The organism is Streptomyces sp. NBC_00989, from assembly GCF_045162655.1.
Lineage (GTDB): Bacteria > Actinomycetota > Actinomycetes > Streptomycetales > Streptomycetaceae > Streptomyces.
On record NZ_CP108728.1, the window covers coordinates 6,342,352 to 6,361,368 of the forward strand.

Here is a 19,017-nt window from a genome sequence, read left to right on the forward strand (position 1 = left end):
ATATGAGCAGCTCGGTGAGCCGTATTACGGACGGTGTCGTGATGGACGGTGTCGTGAACGGTGGTATCTCCTTCTGGTACGCGGACGACGGCATTCCGGTGCGACGGGAGCCCCTCGCGGGTGACGCCTCCGCCGATGTCGTGATCGTCGGCGGCGGATACACGGGACTGTGGACCGCGTACTACCTGAAGAAGGCGGCGCCCTTCCTCCGGGTCACCGTCCTGGAGCAGAAGTTCTGCGGATACGGCGCCTCGGGGCGGAACGGTGGGTGGCTGTACAACGGGATCGCGGGGCGTGACCGGTACGCGAAGCTCCATGGGCGGGAAGCCGCGGTACGGCTGCAGAAGGCTATGAACGACACCGTCGCCGAGGTCGTCAGGGTCGCTGAGGGGGAGGGGATCGAGGCCGATATCTCTGTGGGTGGGGTGCTCGAAGTCGCTTGTACGCCTGCTCAGTTGGCGCGGCTGAAGGCATTTCACGAGCACGAGTTGTCGTACGGCGAGACTGATCGTGAGTTGTACGGTGCGCGCGAGACCGGTGAGCGGATTCGGGTCGTGGACGCGGTCGGGTCCACGTGGACGCCGCATGGGGCGCGGCTGCATCCGGTGAAGCTGGTCAAGGGGCTTGCGGCTGTGGTGGAGGCGTTGGGGGTTGTTATCTATGAGTCGACGCCCGTGACCGAGATCCGGCCCAAGCACGCGGTCACGCCGTACGGCACCGTTCGCGCGCCCTATGTTCTGCGCTGTACGGAGGGGTTCACCGCGAGTCTCAAGGGGCAGCGGCGGACCTGGTTGCCCATGAACTCCTCGATGATCGCTACCGAGCCGCTCAGCGATGCGCAGTGGGAGTCGGTGGGGTGGGGTGGGCTGGAGACGCTGGGGGACATGGCGCACGCGTACATGTACGCGCAGCGCACCGCCGATGGGCGGATCGCGTTGGGTGGGCGTGGGGTGCCGTATCGGTTCGGGTCGAAGACGGACAGCGACGGGCGGACGCAGGCTTCGACGGTCGAGGCGTTGCGGGAGATTCTCGTGCGGTTCTTTCCGTCGCTTGCGGGGGTGCGGGTCGAGCATGCGTGGTCTGGGGTTCTGGGGGTGCCGCGCGACTGGTGCGCGACGGTGACGTTGGATCGCTCTACGGGGCTGGGGTGGGCCGGGGGTTACGTCGGGTCGGGGGTGGCTACGACGAATCTCGCGGCCCGGACCTTGCGGGATCTGGTTCAGCTGGATTCGGGGCAGGCGGGGGCGACTGATCTGACCGGGCTTCCGTGGGTTGGGCACAAGGTGCGTAAGTGGGAGCCGGAGCCGTTTCGTTGGCTTGGGGTGCAGGGGATGTACGCGACGTATCGGGCGGCTGATCGGCGTGAACTTGGTGGGCATAGCGCGGAGTCGTCGCGGTTGGCGCGGTGGGCGGATCGGGTGGCGGGGCGGAGCTGAGGTTTGGGGTGGGCTGTCGTCTGCGGGTGCGTGGGGGCTGGTCGCGCCCACGCGGCGGAGCCGCACATTGATACAGCCCCGCGCCCCTGGGTGGGTGGGGGTGCGGCTTTGTGGCTGGGTGCGGGTGCGTTTCGGCGCCTGCGGTTCGTTGTGGGGCGGCGCCGCGCCGGGGGGTGTCCGTCCTCGGATTGGCGCGGGGGGTGTCGGTCATCGGCTCGGGCGTGTTTGACGCGCCAACCGCTGCGGGCGGACACCCCCCGACACGTCACCTTGCCGCCGTACGCGGCCTGCGGGCCGCTCGGTTCAGCTCACCGACTCCGGTACCGGTGACTGTGCCGGTGTCCCGTGTTTGGGTGCTCGGGCTGTCACCATCAGGCCCGCTACCAGGCCTGCGAGGAGCATGACGGCTACGGCCCACCAGATGGCGACCGTGTAGCCGTGGACGATGCCCTTGCTGGTGATCAGGGCCTTCTGGGCCGGGGTGTGGAGGTGGGCGGCGATGTAGGCCGTGCTGCTGGTGGTGGCGATCGTGTTGAGGAGGGCCGTGCCGATCGAACCGCCCACCTGCTGGGCGGTGTTGACGGTCGCGGAGGTCACGCCCGAGTCCTGCGGGGCGACTCCGGCCGTGGCGGTGGCGAAGACCGGCATGAAGATCAGGCCCATGCCGAGGCCCATCAGGATGAGGCCGGGGAGGAGTTCGGTCGCGTAGTCCGAGGTAACGGTCAGGCGGGTGAAGAAGGACATGCCGGCTGCCGCGAGGATCGCGCCCGGCACCATCAGGGTGCGCGGCGGGACGTGGTGCATCAGGCGGGCCGAGATCTGGGTGGAGCCGATGATGATCGCGACCGTGAGGGGCAGGAAGGCCATGCCGGTCTTCACGGGTGAGTAGTCGAGGATGACCTGGAGGTAGTAGGTCATGAACAGGAACATGCCGAACATGCCGATGACGGCCAGGCCCATCGTGAGGAAGCAGCCGGCGCGGTTGCGGTCCTTGACGATGTGGAGGGGGAGGAGAGGGCTGGGGGCCCGCGTCTGCCACCACACGAAGGTTGCGAGGAGGACGACGCCGGCCGCGAACAGGCCGAGGACCAGGGAGTCCGTCCAGCCGCGTGGTTCCGCCTCGCTGAAGCCGTAGACGATTGCCACGAGTCCGCCGCAGCCCAGTAGTACGCCGGGTACGTCGAGGCGGGCGCCCTTGTTTCCCGGGCGGTCGTGGAGGAGGGCGAAGGCGCCGAAGACGGCGATGATCGCGATGGGGATGTTGACGTAGAGGCACCAGCGCCAGTTCAGGTACTCGGTGAGCAGGCCGCCCGCGATGAAGCCGATCGCCGAACCGCTGCCCGCGAGCGCGCCGTAGATTCCGAAGGCTTTTCCGCGTTCCTTCGGGTCGGTGAACGTTGTGGTGAGGAGGCTGAGGGCGGAGGGGGCCAGTACGGCGGCGAAGACGCCCTGGAGGGCTCGGGCGCCGAAGAGCATGCCCGAGGTCGTGGCCGCGCCGCCCAGTGCGGAGGCGCCCGCGAAGCCGATCAGGCCGATGATGAACGTCCGTTTGCGGCCCACCAGGTCGGCGATCCGGCCGCCCAGCAGGAGCAGGCCGCCGAAGGCGAGCGTGTACGCGGTGATGACCCATTGCCGGTTGCCGTCGGACATGCCCAGGTCGCGCTGTGCGGAGGGGAGCGCGATGTTCACGATCGTCGCGTCGAGGACCACCATGAGCTGTGCGAGAGCGATGATCACCAGGCCCCACCAGCGGCGGGGATCGGGGCCCGCGGCCGTGTCTGATTCACCTGTTCGGGTGACACTCATCTGGTCAGAAGACCATGAATCGGCCGGTATCGCATCCTCAGTTGTGTTCGTGTGTTTGTTCGGTGCCGTCATGGCTCCAGGACTACCTTTCCGGTTGTCTTCCGGTTCTCCAGTGCCCGGTGCGCGTCCGCCGCCGCTGCCAGTGGGAATCGTTGGACGATGGGTGTCAGCCGTCCCTCCGCTGCCTCGGCGAGTGCGCGCAGTTCGAGGGTTTGGATGGGGTTTGGGCCAGCGGTCTTCCGCATCATCACGGGTCCGAGAACCTGCTCGGACAGTCCCGTGGCGGTGTACGGCTCGCCGCTCGACCATCCGAAGACGAGGTGCTGACCGCTTGGACCGAGCAGGTCGACTGCTTGTTTTGCTACGGCCCCTCCCACGCCGTCGAAGACGACCGTCGCGTGCCGTCCGCCCAGCCAGGCCCGTACCTTTCCCGGCCACTCCGGATCCGTGTAGTCGACGGCGAGATCGGCGCCGTTCGCCTGTACGAGGGCGACCTTCTCCGGGCCGCCCGCGAGACCGATGGCAGTGGCACCTGCGTGCTTCGCGTACTGCACGAGCAGGGTGCCGAGTCCGCCCGCGGCCGCCGGAACGACGACCACGGAGTCGGCGTCCAGCTCGCTGAACTGCACGATCCCCATCGCCGTACGGCCTGTCCCGATCATCGCGACGGCCTGCGCGAAGTCCAGGTTCGCCGGGATCTCGTGCACCCGGTCGACATCGGTCACGGCCAACTCCGCGTACCCGCCCGGCGCGAACCCGAGATGCGCGACAACCCGCTTGCCGAGCCACAGCCCGGTGACCCCGTCCCCGAGCGACTCGACGACACCGGCGACTTCGCGGCCGGGGACGGTCGGGAGGGTGGGGAGTTCGGGGAGCGGGCCCTGTTCTCCCGCCCGGAGGACGGTGTCCAGGAGGTGGACTCCGGCTGCGGCGACGGCGATACGGACCTGGCCGGGGGCGGGAGAGGGATCGTCGATGGATTCGTAGGTGAGGTTTTCGGCGGGACCGAAGGTGTGGAGTCGTATGGCGTGCATGGGGCCCCCATGGCGATGGATTGCTTGGTGTTTGTCGGTCGTTGTTTGTTCGGGGGCCTCACTCTTCGACCTCAAGCGTGCTTGAGGTCAAGTGTTCGTCGGGTCGGTGATGTGAGGGCCAGGGATACGGCCGTCAGGGCGCTGTTGAAGGACACCTCGGAGAGGACACCGGGTGCCGCGACCTGGTCGCCCGCGAGGTAGACCCCGTCCCCGCGATCGACGGCGGGGCGGTCCCGCCAACTGCTGCCGGGCAGATCGACGGCTCCGGTACGGCCGCTCGCGACCCCGGTGCGCCGCCAGATCAGCCGGTCCCGCCAGCCCCGGAACCCCAGGTCGAGCAGCTCCTCGGCGCGGGCGACCCCGTCGGCCTTCGTCTCGTACGGCGCGATCGGGATCTGTGCCTGGAGCAGTTGCTCTCCGGCCGGGGCGAGGGTGCGGTCCTGTGCGGTGAACCGTTCCACCCAGCCCGGCGAGTCGAGGTCGGAGACGACGAAGGGGTCACCGCGCCGGGTCCGGATGGCCATGTCGACGAGGGCCGTACGTCCGCTCGTCCACGTCAGCGAGTCGTCGCCGAGGAGGCGGCGGGCGGCGTCGAGGGAGGTGGCCACGACGACGGGTGTGTCCGTGGGCAACGTGTCGACGCGGGACAGCGTCTCCACGCGTACGCCGAGCTGCCAGGCCCGGGCGGCCATCCGGTCGACGACGTTCGCCCAGCCGCCGCGCGGGTAGCGCGCCTCGGCCGGCAGCCGCGCCGCACGCCGCAGCCGTTCCTGCACGAAGGCGGCGGACAGCGCGCCGGGGTCGTGGTGGAAGAGGGCGACGGCGGAGTAGTGCGCGGCGGCCCGGGCGGCCTCCTCACCGGCGACACCGGTCGCCCACGTCATGAAGTCGACGTCCACGGACGCCTGTTGGCGGACGGAACGGCGGAGGAGGGTGAGCATCGGGAGGGGCGGCGTGCGGCGCAGGGCGCCGTGGTGACGCAGCCGGAAACGGGCCGCCGCCGACACCGGGACCGGGGCGAGCGGCCCGAGCAGCCCGCGCTCCCGGAGCCAGGTCCAGTGCGGGCCGCGGCTGTAGAGGGCGTGCGGTCCGTCGTTCGTCCGGTACGGCCCCTCGGCGGTCCGCGCGCGCCCGCCGAGGGTGTGGTGCGCCTCGTACACGGTGACCTCGGCGCCCGCCTCGGCCGCGGCGATCGCGGCGGTCAGCCCGGCGAGGCCGCCACCGATGACGGTGATGGGGGCGGGGGAGGGGGAGGTTGCGGGGGCGGGGATGTGGTGCATGGGGGTCTCCCTCGGATCGGCCCTTGGGGTGGGTGCCTTGGGTGCGCCTTTCTGTGAGTACGACGGGTCGAGGGGGGTGGAATGTGACGTCGTCGGGGAGGGGGATTGCGTCTGTGCAGGTCAGGTGGATTGTCAGTGGTGGGGTGCAGGATGGGGGCATGGCGAGGAGAGCGGCGACGGGTGGGACGAGTGGCACGGGTGGCGCGAGTGGGTCCCGTGGTGCTGCGGGCGGGGTGAAGGGGGCGCGGCGGCCGGAGGTGCGGTTGCCGGCTCTGGAGGCTTACGAGGGTGGGGAGTTGGAGCCGGACGGGGACTACGACGGGCTGCAGTTCCGGGACGAGGACTTCGTCGGGCAGGACGGCGGGGGCGCCCGTTTCATGGACTGCGCGCTGACGGACTGTGCGTTGGACGAGACGCGACTGCATCACGCGCGTGTGCTGGACTCCGTCCTCACCGGCATACGGGGTGTCGGCACCGACCTCGCCGAGGCGACCCTGCGTGACGTCGAGGTGATCGACGCGCGCATGGGTGGGGTGCAGTTGCACGGTGCCGTGCTGGAGCGGGTGGTGATCCGGGGCGGCAAGATCGACTACCTGAACCTGCGCAAGGCGAAGCTCCGGGATGTTGTTTTCGAGGGGTGCGTCCTCGTCGAGCCGGACTTTCTCGATGCCCGGCTGGAGCGCGTCGAGTTCGTGGACTGCGCGCTGAAGGGGGCGGACTTCACGGGGGTGACGTTCACGGACGTGGATCTGCGGGGGGCCGCGGAGTTGGAGATCGCGCGGGGGGTGGATCGCTTGTCCGGGGCCGTGATCAGCATGGGGCAACTGTTGGATTTGGCGCCGGTGTTGGCTGTGCAGATGGGGATTCGGGTGGAGGGGTGAGGGGGGCGGGGGCCGTCCAGGGCGGGGGGCATCTTTTCAGGGGCTGGCTGGTGTTGGGGGCGGGGGTTCTTCGAGGGGAGTGGACGGGGGGTTCGGGGGCTCTTCGAGGGGGAGCAGACGAGGGGGCGGGGGTTCTTTTTCGAGGTGAGGGGGGTTCTTTTCAGTGCAGGCTGGCATCCTCCAGCCCGTCCGGCGTTTGAGGACGAGGCCGTTCAGGCCGATGGGGGTCTGGGGGCGCAGCCCCCAGGGACGGCGCCATCAGTTCAGGGCGACCAAGTAGTCCAGGCGACAAGGAAGTTCAGGGAGACCGGGTAGCTCAGGGAACCCTGGGGAACCTCGCCTGCAACGTCCAGATCGCCGGGTTCTCGCCCAGGTCCTCGTGGAGATCAACGAGGTCGGCGATCAGATCGTGCAGGAAGTCCCGCGCCTCACGCCGGAGTTCGGAGTGGGAGAAGGTCAACGCCTCCTCGTCCCGCCGCATCCAGTCCGCCTCGACATCCACCCACCCGAACCGCCGCTCGAACAGCATCCGGTCGGTGGACTCAGTGAAGTCCAGTTCCGCGCGTTGCGGCCGCGCCGCCCGCGACCCCGCCGGGTCCTGGTCGATCCGCTCCACGATGTCGCACAACGCCCACGCGAAGTCGAGCACCGGTACCCATCCCCAGGCCGTGGCCACTTCCCGGTCCGCCTTGGTGTCGGCGAGATAGACGTCACCGCAGAACAGGTCGTGCCGCAGCGCGTGGACGTCCGCGCGCCGGTAGTCGGTCTGCGGGGGGTCGGGGAAGCGGTTGGAGAGGGCGTAGCCGATGTCGAGCACGTAGGAGATGGTGTCACGGTCGGGGAGGTCCAAGGTCAGCCGGAGTTACCTCTCACGGCGCCCCCTCGTCACGCTCGTCGTCACGCCCTTCACCACGCTCGTCATCATGCTCGTCATCCCGCCCGTCACGATGCCCCTCACCGGGGTCCGCGGGACGCTCACCGCCCCTGCCCCCACCCCGCGCGGCGGCGGCAGCCTCCAGCAGGGTCCACCCATCGACCTCCACCGCGCGCGACGCTCCCGGTCCCGGCAGCCACCCGCGGTCCGCCGCCGCGTCGAGCAGGGCGCGGACGCCACCGGGTTCGTGCAGATTGAGGGAGGCGCCCCGGACGTACCCCACGTCCCCGGAGCCGAAGGGGGCTCCGCCCGGGACGTACCGCCCCGGCCCCGAGGTGAAGACGATCCGCAGCGGACCGCCCGTGCCGGCCGGTTGCGGGGACAGCGTGAGGGTCTGGACACAGCCCACGGTCCAGCCGGCGTCGTCCCTGGCCGGCCCGGAGTGGTCGTGACCGTGACGCAGCCACCACAGGTACACGCGCCCGTCGACGACAAGGCGGCGAGGCTTCTTGGAGGAACGGGGCACGGACCCGAGCGTACGAGGGCCGCCGTACGCCAAGACGAGGAGCCTCGAACCCTGAGCCCCGAACCTCGAACCCCGAACTCATAGGATCGCGCACGTGTCCCGATCCGTACGGCTTGTTCCCACGGTCACCGCGTGCGCGCTGGCCCTCGTCCTGACGGCGTGCGGTGGAACGGGAGGCGTACCGGGCACCGCCGGCAGCGCGGGCGTAGCCGACCCGTACTTCCCGAAGGCGGGCAACGGCGGCTACGACGTGACCCACTACGCGCTGACCCTCGCGTACGCCACCGACACCCACCACCTGACCGGCACGGCGGAGATCACGGCCCGCGCCACCCACAACCTCTCCGCCTTCGACCTGGACCTCAAGGGCATGAAGGTCGACGCGCTGGCGGTGGACGGCAAGAGCGCCTCCTGGACCCGCTCCGGCCAGGAACTGGCAGTCCACCCGCGCTCAACCGTCCGCCAGGGCAAGACGTTCAGGACGACCGTCCGCTACTCCGGCACCCCCGAGACGATCACCGACCCGGACGGCTCGGACGAGGGCTGGGTGCGCACGGCGGACGGCGCGCTCGCGCTGGGCGAACCGACCGGCTCGATGGCCTGGTTCCCGGGCAACGACCACCCGTCCGACAAGGCGACGTACGACATCACGATCACCGTCCCGAAGGGCCTCCAGGCGGTCTCCAACGGCGAGTTGAGCACTGAGAGGACGACGGACGCCGGCCGTACGACGACCTACACCTGGCGCACCGCGCACCCCATGGCGACCTACCTGGCCACGGTCGCGATCGGCCACTACGACATCACCCGCACCACCACGAAGAACGGCCTCCCCGTGTACGTGGCGGTGGACCCGGAGGAGGCGGCGGCGAGCCGCAGGGTGCTGGCGAAGATCCCCGAGATCATGGAGTGGGAGGAGTACAACTTCGGCCCGTACCCCTTCGACTCCGCCGGCGCGATCGTCGACCGCCGGGGCGACGCGGGCTACGCCCTGGAGACCCAGACCCGCCCGTTCTTCCCCGGCGCCCCTGACACCGCCACCCTCGTCCACGAACTCGCCCACCAGTGGTACGGCGATTCGGTCACCCCGAAGACCTGGCGCGACATGTGGCTCAACGAGGGCTTCGCGACCTACGCGGAGTGGCTCTGGAGCGAGGACCACGACGGCGACACCGCCCAGCAGACCTTCGACGCGCTCTACAAGGGCACTTACTTCGACGACCAGTCCGACGACGAGGCGATCTGGGCCTTCCCGCCGGCCCGTCCCACCTCCGCCGCCCACATCTCCGACAGCCCCGTCTACGAACGCGGCGCGATGGTCCTCCACAAGATCCGCGAGACGGTCGGCGACGCGCGTTTCTACGACATCCTCCAGGGCTGGGCCGCCGCCCACCGCTACGGCAACGCGAACACGGCGGACTTCACGGCGTACGTGGAGAAGATGGCACCAGGGAAGGACTTCACCGGAATCTGGAAGGCCTGGCTGTACGGGAACGGGAAGCCGGCCCGCCCCTGACGGGCGAACGGTCCGCCGGTACCCGTGGGTCGGCCACGAGGTCAGCCACTCCCTGTCCCCGTCCCCTCTCCCGCCCCTTCCTCCAACTCGTCGAGCAGCTGGGGGAGTTCGGCCGGCCATACGGTTTCCGGCGTCCCGTGCAACTCCTCCCGTGTCCACCACCGCCAGGCGAGGATGCCGTCCTGGGCGTGGGCGGCGGCGAGGTGGGCGCCGGTGGGTTCGCGGTGGGGGCCGTGGGCGACGTAGATGTGTTCGTGCTGGTGGACGGGGACTCCGGAGAAGGTGGCGTCGACCTCCCTGGTGTGCAGCAGGGGCCCGGGCTCCAGATCGGTCCAGCCGGTCTCCTCGCGCAACTCCCGGAGGGCACCCTCGCGTGGGGTCTCGTCCCCTTCGAGGCCGCCGCCGGGCAGGGCCCAGAAGCTGCCGGTCTCGGCGTCGTCGTACCGGAAGAGGAAGACGGATCCGGCCGGGTCGAGCACGGCGACGCGGCCGGCGTGCCGGAGTCTGCGCAGCTGCTTGCGCAACACCGTGCAGGGGCGCCCCAGTTGACGGTCGTGCCGGTGGTCGATGACGTCGTAGCCGAGGGTGGTCCAGAAGGTGAGGGCGGCGGGATTGTTGTCAAGGACGGCGAGGCGTACGGCGGTTCGGCCGGCCTCGCGGAAGCGGGCCTCGACGAGGGACGCCAACTGCCGTCCGTGACCCTGCTGTTGCTGCGTGGCGTCGATCATCAGCAGGCCGATCCAGGGGTCCTCGTCGTCCGGGTCGGGATGTGTCCCGAGGGTGATCGCGATCCCGACGAGCCGCCCGGCGCTACGGGCGAGCAGGACTTCCGTGTCCGGGTCGGCCAGTTCGTCGGCCAGCGCGGTCGCCACCTGCTCGGGCCGGATGTCCTCCGGGTCGGGGAAGTCACCGCTCAGGGCGTGGAACGCGTGGTTCGAGGCGTAGAGGGCGGTCAGCTCGGTGAGCAGCTCGCCGGGGAGCGCGCCGGCCTCGGTCGGCGTGAGCGGTTCGAGGAACATGGGGGCACGCTAGCGGCCGCGGGGTCCGCCGAGTGCGAACCGGATGAGGGCGCCGATACGGCACGGGGTAGGTGGGGAGTGGGGAGGGGGGCTGTCCGGGGACTGGTCCCAAGCGGTGGCCCCTACGGTTCCGGCCCGTCAGCGTCGGCGCTATGAGCGGCGTGGCCGCCCGTGCCACTCCCGGTACGGCGGACGCGGCGACGGTGGCGCCGAGGGCGGTGACGAACGCACGTCTTCGCAAGGCTCAACCTCCGGGAATGCAACGGATCTTCGCCAGGTACGGATCCACGTCAGGTGTGGATCTTCGTCAGGTTACGAGGCGAACTTCCCTACCGGAAAGGGATGTTCAGCCAAGGGCTCCCCGCCTCCGACATTAGGATCCGGTGCGCCGAGACCATGTCCTGGTACCAGTCGCCGAACTCCTCCTCGTCGAAGTGCAGGCAGCGGCCGAGGATGTAGCCGGCGGAGAAGTCCGGCCAGGAGCGGTAGGCGAGGGCGGCGGACCGGCCCGCGCGGATGATGGCGGCCTCCGTCTCCGGCAGGGTGGCGAAGCGGGCGCCCAGGCCCCAGCGGGCCATCTTCGAGGCGCGGCCCAGGTCCCAGGCCTCGACCGACGTGACGTAGCGGTTCTCGGGGAGGATGCCGTCGGCGCGCATACGGGCCTCGTAGCGGGTGATGCGGCCGATCAGGCGTTGTACGCCCTCGATGCGGGCCTCGGTCTCCGACGCCGGGCGCGGGTCCGTCTTCGTCACGCCGTCCTCCGTGATCACCGTGGTGCCCTCGGAGTTGGCGCGTATGACGGTGGCTACGGCCTGGCGCCAGTAGCCGGTGTCGACGTGGCCGCCGAAGTCGCGGGCGATCGTGCGGCGCAGACTCAGCGCGAACTCCCATACGGAGCTGGACGCTTCGCAGGCGAGCAGGTTGCGCAGGTGGTACTGCCACTCGGCGCGGGTGGTGATGCCCCACCACTCGCGCAGCCGCCGGCGCTCACCGTCGTAGCCCTGTCCGTGCCAGGCCGGCGCGTTCCACAGGGAGCCGTTGCTGACGCAGAGGAGGGCTCCGCAGGCCAGGCCGTGGGCCACGGGGCCGTGGAGCGCGCCGCCGACGTGGAGTGCGCGCAGCCGCATGGAGGTGGGCACGGTGCCTGTTCGTTCCGCCGCGCGTGACCAGTCCGTGGTGCCCGGGGGGCCGTAGGGGAGGGCGAGTTCGCAGGGGGTGCCGGGGTTGACGACGATGGCGGGTGGGCACCGCGGGTTCCAGGCGTCCGCCGCCCAGCGCAGTGAGGCGCTCGAGTACACCAGGTCGTCGGGGCGCGGTGCGGGCAGCATGCCGTCGGTGAAGAGTTCCCAGCGTTCCGCGCCGGTGCGGGGGTCGCGGGTGAACGTGCGGTGGATACGGTCCGGTTGGGCGTCGTAGGCCTCGCGCGACATCACGTAGTAGAGGCGGACCCGGGCCAGTACGTCGTAGTACGCGGGCCGGTCGCCGCGCGCCCGCGCCTCGGACAGTGCGCGTTCCGTCTCGGTCGGCGGGGTCCAGGCGGGCGGTGGGGGAGGCCCGAAACCGGCGGGGGACGGTCCGAACGACATAGGGCTCGCGGTCCTTCCAAGTCCGTCCAGGGGCAGCCCGACCAGGCACGGCCGGGTCGACACCGCTGCTGATTCCGGCACATTGCCATACCTGGCTAGGACATCCCTGAGTGACCCCGCACAGACCGGGGCCCCCGGCCGCAACCGCGGCCAGGGGCCTCACAGACGGCACTGCGAACGCGGCGAACGTCAGACGTTCACGCCGAGAACGTCAGACGTTCACGCCGAAGTCCTGCGCGATACCGACCAGGCCGGAGGCGTAACCCTGGCCCACCGCGCGGAACTTCCACTCCGCGCCGTTGCGGTACAGCTCGCCGAAGACCATCGCCGTCTCCGTCGCCGCGTCCTCGGAGAGGTCGTAGCGGGCGATCTCCGCGCCGCCGGCCTGGTTCACGATGCGGATGTACGCGTTGCGGACCTGGCCGAAGTTCTGCGAGCGGGTCTCCGCGTCGTAGATCGAGACCGGGAAGACGATCTTCTCGACGTCCGCCGGGAGGCCGGCCAGGTTGACGTTGATCGCCTCGTCGTCGCCCGCGCCCTCGCCCGTGCGGTTGTCACCGGTGTGGACGATGGTCTGGTCCGGGGTGGACTTGTTGTTGAAGAAGATGAAGTGACCGTCCGAGTAGACCTTGCCCTCGGGGTTGACCGCGATCGCCGAGGCGTCGAGGTCGAAGTCCGTGCCGGTGGTGCTGCGGACGTCCCAGCCGAGGCCTACGGTGACGGCGGTCAGGCCCGGGGCCTCCTTGGTGAGCGAGACGTTGCCACCCTTGGACAGGCTTACAGCCATTGTTGGGAGTCCTTCCCTCGTTGCGGTGCGGGCTTCGTACTGAGGACGAAGCTACCGGTACCTCTATGAACGCCAAGAGGGGTACCGAAGGTTCCAGGTGACTTTACTTTCTTTACCCACGCCTCCCTCGGGACTCCTGTGGAAATAGGAGTGACGTGGACCGGACAGACGCGCGACCATGGGGGCATGTCCGGTCCCTATCCCGTCCGCGGCTCCGTCTCCCTGCCCGAGGCCGAGCTCATGTGGCGTTTCTCGCGGTCGTCAGGGCCGGGTGGGCAGCACGTCAACACCAGCGACTCCCAGGTGGAGCTGCGTTTCGACCTCGCGAAGACCGAGGCCCTGCCCCCGGTGTGGAAGCAGCGCGCGCTGGAACGGCTCGCGTCGCGGCTCGTCGACGGCGTCGTCACCGTACGGTCCTCCGAGCACCGGTCCCAGTGGCGCAACCGCGAGACCGCCGCCGTACGCCTCGCGGCGCTGCTCGCCGAGGCCACCGCGCCGCCGCCGAAGCCGCGCCGGGCGACCCGTATTCCGCGCGGTATCAACGAACGCCGGTTGCGGGAGAAGAAGCAGCGCTCCGACACGAAGCGGGGGCGGAACGGGCAGGGCTGGGGATAGTTCCGCGCCGGGTGCCCGTTGTCACATTCCGCTGCCGTCGTCCGTCCAGTCAGTGAAGGCGACGGACGGCGAAGAGGAGCGTGGCCCATGGGTGACTTCGAATTCCCCGAAAAGAACGAGCCCGAAGTGAACGGGAACGGGGATGGGGACGGGAACGGAAACGACGGTGAATTTCTCGCCGCCCGATTCGAATCCCACCGCTCCCGCCTCCGCGCCGTGGCCTATCGCATGCTCGGCTCCTCCGCCGAGGCCGACGACGCCGTGCAGGAGGCCTGGTTCCGGCTGAGCCGTACGGACAGCGGGCGGGTGGAGAACCTGGGCGGCTGGCTCACCACCGTCGTCGGCCGGGTCTGCCTCGACATGCTCCGGTCCCGCAAGTCCCGCGCGGAGGAACCCCTCGAAGCCGCTACGCCCGCTCCGGCACCCGGCCCCGATCCCGAACAGGACGCCCTCCTCGCCGACTCGGTCGGCGTCGCGCTCCTCGTCGTCCTGGAGACCCTCACCCCCGCCGAACGCCTCGCGTTCGTGCTGCACGACCTGTTCGCCGTCCCCTTCGAGGAGATCGCGTCCATCGTCGGCCGTACGCCCACGGCGGCACGGCAGTTGGCGAGCCGGGCCCGGCGCCGGGTGCAGGGCGCGCCCGCGCCGGACGTGGATCTCGTACGGCAACGGGCGGTCGCCGACGCGTTCCTCGCCGCCGTGCGCGAGGGCGACTTCGACGCGCTGGTGAAGGTGCTCGACCCGGACGTCGTCGCCCGCTCCGAGGGCGCCGTGACCGCGGGCGCCGCCTCCGTGGCGGCCGGTGCGACGAGCTTCGCCCACTTCGCCGCCTTCGCCCGCCACGCCCTGGTGGACGGCGCCACCGGCATCGCCCTGATCATCGACGGCCACCCCGAACGCACCCTGACCTTCACCTTCGTACGCGACCGCATCGCGGTGATCGACATCGTGACGGACCCGGAGAGGGTGGCTCTGCTGGACGTACGGCTCGTCTGAGGCGCGGCTACGGCAGTTCCAGCACCCCGACCGTCTCGCCCTCGCTCAGCTCCCCGTTGGGCCGGAAACCCAGCCCCAGATAGAACTTCTCCGGCCCCGACGGGCCGCCGTGCCACGTCACATACAGCTCCTTGCCGCCCCGCCGCCGGATCTCCGCGGCGACCGACTCGACCGCGAACCGGCCGTAGCCGCGCCCCTGTTCGTCCGCCGCGATGTTCAGCCGCCACAGGCCGGAACGGATGACGGAGCCGTCCAGGTTCCAGTCGATGTCGAAGAAGGCCATGACGAAGCCGACGGGCCGGTCCTCGTCGACGATCAGGCGCGGCCAGGCGGTGCCGGGATGGACGTAGGCCTCGGCGAGGGACTTCACGACGGGGGAGACCGCGAATTCCTGGTCGGGGCGGACCCGTATGCCCATGGCGGCATCGATGTTGAGCCGGGTGATCTCTTCGAGGCGGGGCCCGGGCCCGTCGGTGGTGATCGTCGTCATGCGTGCACGGTAAGCGGGCGGATCACCGGTGAGCGACCGAATTCACCTCACCCCAACTGCCGGTACCTCCCCCGGAAGTACGACAGCGGACCCCCCTCCGCGCTCCCCACCTCCGCCGTCAGCACCCGGCCGATGACCAGGGTGTGATCGCCCGCCGGGATGCGCTGTTCCGTCCGGCATTCCAGGGTGGCGAGGGCGCCGCGGACCAGGGGGGCGCCGGACGCCTCCCCGTGGGCGTAGGGAATGTCGTCGAAGAGGAGACGGTCGCTGATGCGGCCCTTCATCGCGAAGCGGCCCGCGATGTGGCGTTGGCTTTCGGAGAGGACGGAGACCGCCCACAGGGGCTGTTCGTCGAGGAGGTCGTCCATGCGGGAGCCGTTGCGGAGGCTGACCAGGACCAGGGGCGGGTCCAGGGAGACCGACATGAAGGCGGTCGCGGTCATGCCGACGTCCTCGCCGACCGGAGCCTGGGGGTCGTCCGGGTCGTACGGCTCCTCGTGCGCGGTCACCAGGACCACGCCCGCGGCCAGCCGCGCGAGGGCGGCGCGGAACTCGTCGTTGCTCACCCCCACAGCATGCCCGGAGGGAACGGTCTTCGAAGTCGGCACGGTCTTCAGCACGCTCGAAACGCTAATCTCCGAGTTCCGCGCATCGCATCGGACCTTGGTACCGACAAGGTCCTAGGACCAACGGACCACGCGGCGGAACATCGTCGTGCATCATGTCCACACACCCGCACAGTGTGCGTTCAGTTAACGCACAGGGAAAAAGCAGAAACTCCACTCAATTGTTCATCTTCTGCTGTGACTTGAGTCACAAGGGGTAGTAATTGTTGACCCTGTGTACCGAGTGGGCAGCGCGCTGTGATTCAGTGGCGGGGAAGATGACCCTTGATTCACTGCGAGGTCTCGGGGGGAGGGCGAGTATGGAGACCGAGTCGGAACCCTACGTCCGTCTTGCGACCCTGCGACAACTGCACACGGTCATGGCGGACATGAACACCGCCCGCAGCCTGGCGGACACCCTGCAGACCGTCGCCGACGGCGTCGTCAACGGTCTCGGGTACGAGCTGGCATGCGTCAACCTCGTCCGCCCCGACGGCGACCTCGTGGTCGCCGCCTTCGCGGGCAACTCCGCCGCCGAGGCACTCATCACCGGCCGCGTCGGCTCCCGCACCTCCTGGGAGCGCCGCCTCGGCATGGGCGAGTCCTGGGGCGACCTGAGGTTCATCCCGCACACCGAGGGCTGGGTCCTCGACGAGGACGACGTACCGCAGTGGTACACCGACGGCCCCGCACCCCGCTTCGAGGACGAGTGGCACCCGTCCGACCGGCTCTTCGCGCCCATGTACACCCCCGGCGTCTCCGGCGGCTCGTGCGGCGAGCTGATCGGCGTCCTGTCCGTTGACCGCCCGCGCAACGGCCGGCGGCCGGGCGCGTGGGGGCGCGAGGCGCTCCAGATGTACGCGTTCCAGGCGGCCATAGCGATCAGCAATGCCCGGCTGCGCGCCAACATGCAGCGCGCCCTGGTCAGGCTGGAGCGCGAGCAACAGGCCCTGCGCGCAAGCGAGGAGAGCTTCCGGCAGGCCTTCGAGTACGCCCCCTCCGGCATGGCGATAGCCGAGATGGGCGGCGACCAGCACGGCCGAATACTGCGCAGCAACGACGCCTTGTGTCGGCTGCTGGGCCGCCCGGCCTCCGCGATGCGCCGCTACTCCTTCTCGGACCTCGTCCACCCCGAGGACATAGGCACCCTCCTCAGAACATCGGCGGAGGGCGGACGCGCGGAGCTCCGCCTGGGCCGCCGGGACGGCACGTACGTCTGGGTCTCGCTCCGCAACTCCGTCGTCGCGGACGCCGCCGACGGACCGCGCTTCCTCCTCTCCCACGTCGAGGACATAGAGGACCGCAAGCGCCGCGAGCTCCAGCTCGCCCACCGCGCCGCGCACGACGCGCTGACCGGCCTGCCGAACTCGGCGGAGCTGCGCACACGCCTCTCCGCCCGCCTCTGCCAGCGCCCGCAGGCCACCCACCCCGGCGAGATCGAGTCCATCGACGCCGCGTACGGACACGCGGCCTACGACGCGAACGGCCACGGCTTCGACTTCCGCCCCGGCGCCGATCTCCTCGACGCCTACGACCACCACGTCCACACCATCGCCCCCGAGGGCGAGCGGGACGACGGCACCAAGGGGCTCGCGGTCCTCTTCTGCGACCTCGACGGCTTCAAGTCGATCAACGACCGGTTCGGGCACAACGCGGGTGACGCGGTCCTCATCGAGGTCGCCCGGCGGCTCGGCCGGGCGGTGCGCGACGGCGACACGGTGGCCCGGCTCGGCGGCGACGAGTTCGTCGTCCTGGCCGACGGACTCGGCAAGGCCGACGCCGCCGACCTCGCCGTACGCCTGCGGAACGAGATCATCCAGCCCATCCGGGTCGACGGCCGGGCCATGCGGGTCGGGGCCAGTTTCGGTATCGGGTGGGCCCACTGCGGCATGACGGCGGACGAGGTCCTGAAGTCCGCTGACGAACGGATGTACATCGAGAAACGATCTCGTCCCAAACAGCACAGACGCGCGGGATGATCTCCAGGTCAGCGATCTGATGCGGTCCGAGTCACCCGTTTGGACGACGTGGAGCGGGTAGGCTCGCAGTTCTCCAGATGTATCGAAGACATGTCTGAAGACGTATCTGAAGCTGACGTATCTGCACCCGCACCTGTTGAGGAGTACCTAGGGATGACGCCCGGCAACAACGGCGCGAGCACGCCCGAGGACGACGACCCGTTCGGCTACCTGTACGAGGACGGCCAGGCCGCCGGCGCCCAGCCGCCGTCCGGTGGTGGCTACGGCTACCCGGGTTCGGTCAACCGAGTGCGCCCGGTGGGCGAGCGCCAGTACGGCGGCCAGCAGGCCGCCGCCCCCACCGCCCAGTACCAGCAGCAGCCGTACGGCCAGACCGTCCCGCAGCAGCAGCCCTACGGCGCCCAGCCGAACGCGCACTACCAGGCCCCGGAGACCTTCCCCGGCGGCCCCCCGGCCGGCCAACAGCCCCCGTCGTACAACAACGGCAACGGCCGAGGCCGGGGCCCCAACACCAAGGGCCTGCTGATCGGCGCGATCGCGGTCGTCGCCGCGGTGGTCATCGGCATCAGCGTGGCGATGATGAACGGCGACGACGACAAGAAGACGGGCAACGAGGCGGGTTCGACACCGCCGGCGTCACAGAGCGCTTCGTCGAGTCCGTCCAGCACCGGCTCGACCTCGGCCTCTGGTGAACTGCCGAAGACAGACGCGAAGGCGCTGCGCCTGGACGGTGGCACCTCTCTGACTTCGGAGATAAAAGGTGCCAAGGCTGACGGTGGGATTTACGTGACCGGCTTCAACCAGGTTGGTGCCAAGGTCACTTGGACGGTCAACGGCATTGAGAAGTCAGGGAACTTCCGGTTGTACGCGCGTTACAGCGTCCCCGGTGCCGATGCCAATGCGACGCTGTCGGTGAACGGCAAGGCGAACAGTCAGCCCATAGGTCTGAAGAACTTCATTGGCTCCCCGAAGGGGGACTATGAAAAGGGCTGGCAGAGCACCTGGGCTCCGGTCAGCCTGACCAAGGGCACCAACGTCATAGAGATCGCCTGCAATCAGGGCAATCAGTGTGACGCCCTCTTCGACCAGCTGTGGCTGACCGACGGATCGTGACGCGCTTGACGCCCCTGCTGAGACTGAGAGCCCTGAGCGCGATGCTCCGCCCGTGACAGGCGGAGCATCGTCAGTGTGACTCAGTTGCGGCCGCCGATATCACGGCCCGTAGACGGCGATCCCCGTGACGGTGCCGGGATTGTCCGAGTAGGTGCCCGGCTTCAGAGTGATCAGCCGGGTGCCGACGTCGCAGCCGGTGCCGGGGGTGATGTGCCAGAACTCGATCTTGTAGGACGTCTGGTTCGAGACGGACTTGGCGGTGTCGAAGGGATAGCAACCGGGCGTCACCGTCATGACGTGCCTGGTTCCGGTCCTGTTCTTCCCCGTCCATCCACAGACCTTCCCCTTCGGGCAGGTATTGGGATCGGCCGCCGAAGCCGGTGTGGCGAAGATGCCGCCCACCAGGACGCCGGCCACAGCGGCCGTCGTCAGGCTCTTCCTGAGCATGCTCATAAGAGGTTCCCCCTTGTGTCT

The 19,017-nt window shown here is 69.6% G+C and carries 17 protein-coding genes and 1 pseudogene; 7 read left to right on the plus strand and 11 right to left on the minus strand.

Going from position 1 to position 19,017, the window contains the following annotated elements; all coding sequences use genetic code 11:
- Positions 1–2: 2 nt before the first annotated feature.
- Positions 3–1,436 (plus strand): NAD(P)/FAD-dependent oxidoreductase, encoded by a 1,434-nt coding sequence (locus OG714_RS28175; RefSeq protein ID WP_406125074.1) that lies wholly within the window; start codon positions 3–5, stop codon positions 1,434–1,436.
- A gap of 303 nt (positions 1,437–1,739) precedes the next feature.
- Here OG714_RS28175 and OG714_RS28180 read toward each other — a convergent pair whose 3' ends face one another.
- The 3 genes from OG714_RS28180 to OG714_RS28190 all read right to left on the minus strand — a co-directional run bounded on the left by OG714_RS28180 (position 1,740) and on the right by OG714_RS28190 (position 5,556).
- Entirely contained in the window at positions 1,740–3,242 is a 1,503-nt protein-coding gene (locus OG714_RS28180; RefSeq protein ID WP_406125076.1) for an MFS transporter, read from the minus strand.
- Positions 3,243–3,310: 68 nt separating this feature from the next.
- Complete coding sequence (locus OG714_RS28185; protein ID WP_406125078.1) at positions 3,311–4,276, minus strand: zinc-binding dehydrogenase; 966 nt, start codon at positions 4,274–4,276, stop codon at positions 3,311–3,313.
- A 71-nt stretch (positions 4,277–4,347) separates the two neighbouring features.
- Positions 4,348–5,556, minus strand: a complete 1,209-nt coding sequence (locus OG714_RS28190; protein ID WP_406125080.1) for an FAD-dependent oxidoreductase — start codon at positions 5,554–5,556, stop codon at positions 4,348–4,350.
- 233 nt (positions 5,557–5,789) lie between these two features.
- Between OG714_RS28190 and OG714_RS28195 the strand changes: the two genes are divergently transcribed.
- The gene (locus OG714_RS28195; RefSeq protein ID WP_406125082.1) at positions 5,790–6,437 is read left to right on the plus strand and encodes a pentapeptide repeat-containing protein; all 648 of its coding nucleotides are present in this window, start codon (positions 5,790–5,792) and stop codon (positions 6,435–6,437) included.
- A 316-nt stretch (positions 6,438–6,753) separates the two neighbouring features.
- Here OG714_RS28195 and OG714_RS28200 read toward each other — a convergent pair whose 3' ends face one another.
- Positions 6,754–7,254, minus strand: coding sequence for a hypothetical protein (locus OG714_RS28200; RefSeq protein WP_406131984.1), 501 nt, complete (start codon positions 7,252–7,254; stop codon positions 6,754–6,756).
- Between the two features lie 157 nt (positions 7,255–7,411).
- Positions 7,412–7,789, minus strand: a pseudogene (locus OG714_RS28205) (hypothetical protein); the annotation flags it as partial.
- 142 nt (positions 7,790–7,931) lie between these two features.
- Between OG714_RS28205 and OG714_RS28210 the strand changes: the two are divergent.
- Positions 7,932–9,353, plus strand: coding sequence for a M1 family metallopeptidase (locus OG714_RS28210; RefSeq protein WP_406125084.1), 1,422 nt, complete (start codon positions 7,932–7,934; stop codon positions 9,351–9,353).
- Between the two features lie 41 nt (positions 9,354–9,394).
- Here OG714_RS28210 and OG714_RS28215 read toward each other — a convergent pair whose 3' ends face one another.
- From OG714_RS28215 to OG714_RS28225, 3 genes are all read right to left on the minus strand, one after another.
- Positions 9,395–10,372: a GNAT family N-acetyltransferase gene (locus OG714_RS28215; RefSeq protein ID WP_406125086.1), complete on the minus strand. Its 978-nt coding sequence runs from the start codon at positions 10,370–10,372 to the stop codon at positions 9,395–9,397.
- Between the two features lie 329 nt (positions 10,373–10,701).
- A complete protein-coding gene (locus OG714_RS28220) occupies positions 10,702–11,958 on the minus strand; it encodes a DUF1266 domain-containing protein (RefSeq protein WP_406125088.1) in 1,257 nt (418 codons plus the stop codon).
- 211 nt (positions 11,959–12,169) lie between these two features.
- A complete protein-coding gene (locus tag OG714_RS28225; protein ID WP_366496745.1) occupies positions 12,170–12,745 on the minus strand; it encodes a TerD family protein in 576 nt (191 codons plus the stop codon).
- 186 nt (positions 12,746–12,931) lie between these two features.
- Between OG714_RS28225 and arfB the strand changes: the two genes are divergently transcribed.
- Positions 12,932–13,360, plus strand: coding sequence for an alternative ribosome rescue aminoacyl-tRNA hydrolase ArfB (gene arfB / locus OG714_RS28230; protein WP_406125091.1), 429 nt, complete (start codon positions 12,932–12,934; stop codon positions 13,358–13,360).
- Between the two features lie 87 nt (positions 13,361–13,447).
- The gene (locus OG714_RS28235) at positions 13,448–14,356 is read left to right on the plus strand and encodes a sigma-70 family RNA polymerase sigma factor (RefSeq protein ID WP_406125092.1); all 909 of its coding nucleotides are present in this window, start codon (positions 13,448–13,450) and stop codon (positions 14,354–14,356) included.
- Between the two features lie 7 nt (positions 14,357–14,363).
- Here the strand turns inward: OG714_RS28235 and OG714_RS28240 are convergent, their stop codons facing one another.
- Together OG714_RS28240 and OG714_RS28245 are read right to left on the minus strand one after the other, a co-directional pair.
- Positions 14,364–14,846 carry a GNAT family N-acetyltransferase gene (locus tag OG714_RS28240; protein WP_406125094.1) on the minus strand — a complete coding sequence of 161 codons (483 nt, stop codon included), beginning with the start codon at positions 14,844–14,846 and terminating at the stop codon, positions 14,364–14,366.
- A gap of 47 nt (positions 14,847–14,893) precedes the next feature.
- Positions 14,894–15,466 (minus strand): flavin reductase family protein, encoded by a 573-nt coding sequence (locus OG714_RS28245; protein ID WP_406125096.1) that lies wholly within the window; start codon positions 15,464–15,466, stop codon positions 14,894–14,896.
- 305 nt (positions 15,467–15,771) lie between these two features.
- Between OG714_RS28245 and cdgB the strand changes: the two genes are divergently transcribed.
- Positions 15,772–17,430 (plus strand): diguanylate cyclase CdgB, encoded by a 1,659-nt coding sequence (gene cdgB, locus OG714_RS28250; protein WP_406125098.1) that lies wholly within the window; start codon positions 15,772–15,774, stop codon positions 17,428–17,430.
- A gap of 153 nt (positions 17,431–17,583) precedes the next feature.
- On the plus strand, positions 17,584–18,543 hold the full coding sequence (locus OG714_RS28255; RefSeq protein ID WP_406131985.1) for a carbohydrate-binding protein: 960 nt from the start codon (positions 17,584–17,586) through the stop codon (positions 18,541–18,543).
- A 99-nt stretch (positions 18,544–18,642) separates the two neighbouring features.
- Here OG714_RS28255 and OG714_RS28260 read toward each other — a convergent pair whose 3' ends face one another.
- Positions 18,643–18,996 carry a peptidase inhibitor family I36 protein gene (locus OG714_RS28260; protein ID WP_406125100.1) on the minus strand — a complete coding sequence of 118 codons (354 nt, stop codon included), beginning with the start codon at positions 18,994–18,996 and terminating at the stop codon, positions 18,643–18,645.
- Positions 18,997–19,017 lie beyond the last annotated feature (21 nt).

What these genes read in the sequence shown, in the direction of transcription:
- cdgB (WP_406125098.1), top strand. Translation starts at nt 15,772, where the DNA reads ATGGAGACCGAGTCGGAACCCTACGTCCGTCTTGCGACCCTGCGACAA.
- arfB (WP_406125091.1), top strand. Translation starts at nt 12,932, where the DNA reads ATGTCCGGTCCCTATCCCGTCCGCGGCTCCGTCTCCCTGCCCGAGGCC.
- OG714_RS28225 (WP_366496745.1), bottom strand. Translation starts at nt 12,745, where the DNA reads ATGGCTGTAAGCCTGTCCAAGGGTGGCAACGTCTCGCTCACCAAGGAG.
- OG714_RS28175 (WP_406125074.1), top strand. Translation starts at nt 3, where the DNA reads ATGAGCAGCTCGGTGAGCCGTATTACGGACGGTGTCGTGATGGACGGT.
- OG714_RS28185 (WP_406125078.1), bottom strand. Translation starts at nt 4,276, where the DNA reads ATGCACGCCATACGACTCCACACCTTCGGTCCCGCCGAAAACCTCACC.
- OG714_RS28220 (WP_406125088.1), bottom strand. Translation starts at nt 11,958, where the DNA reads ATGTCGTTCGGACCGTCCCCCGCCGGTTTCGGGCCTCCCCCACCGCCC.
- OG714_RS28255 (WP_406131985.1), top strand. Translation starts at nt 17,584, where the DNA reads ATGACGCCCGGCAACAACGGCGCGAGCACGCCCGAGGACGACGACCCG.
- OG714_RS28235 (WP_406125092.1), top strand. Translation starts at nt 13,448, where the DNA reads ATGGGTGACTTCGAATTCCCCGAAAAGAACGAGCCCGAAGTGAACGGG.
- OG714_RS28240 (WP_406125094.1), bottom strand. Translation starts at nt 14,846, where the DNA reads ATGACGACGATCACCACCGACGGGCCCGGGCCCCGCCTCGAAGAGATC.
- OG714_RS28260 (WP_406125100.1), bottom strand. Translation starts at nt 18,996, where the DNA reads ATGAGCATGCTCAGGAAGAGCCTGACGACGGCCGCTGTGGCCGGCGTC.
- OG714_RS28180 (WP_406125076.1), bottom strand. Translation starts at nt 3,242, where the DNA reads ATGAGTGTCACCCGAACAGGTGAATCAGACACGGCCGCGGGCCCCGAT.
- OG714_RS28190 (WP_406125080.1), bottom strand. Translation starts at nt 5,556, where the DNA reads ATGCACCACATCCCCGCCCCCGCAACCTCCCCCTCCCCCGCCCCCATC.
- OG714_RS28215 (WP_406125086.1), bottom strand. Translation starts at nt 10,372, where the DNA reads ATGTTCCTCGAACCGCTCACGCCGACCGAGGCCGGCGCGCTCCCCGGC.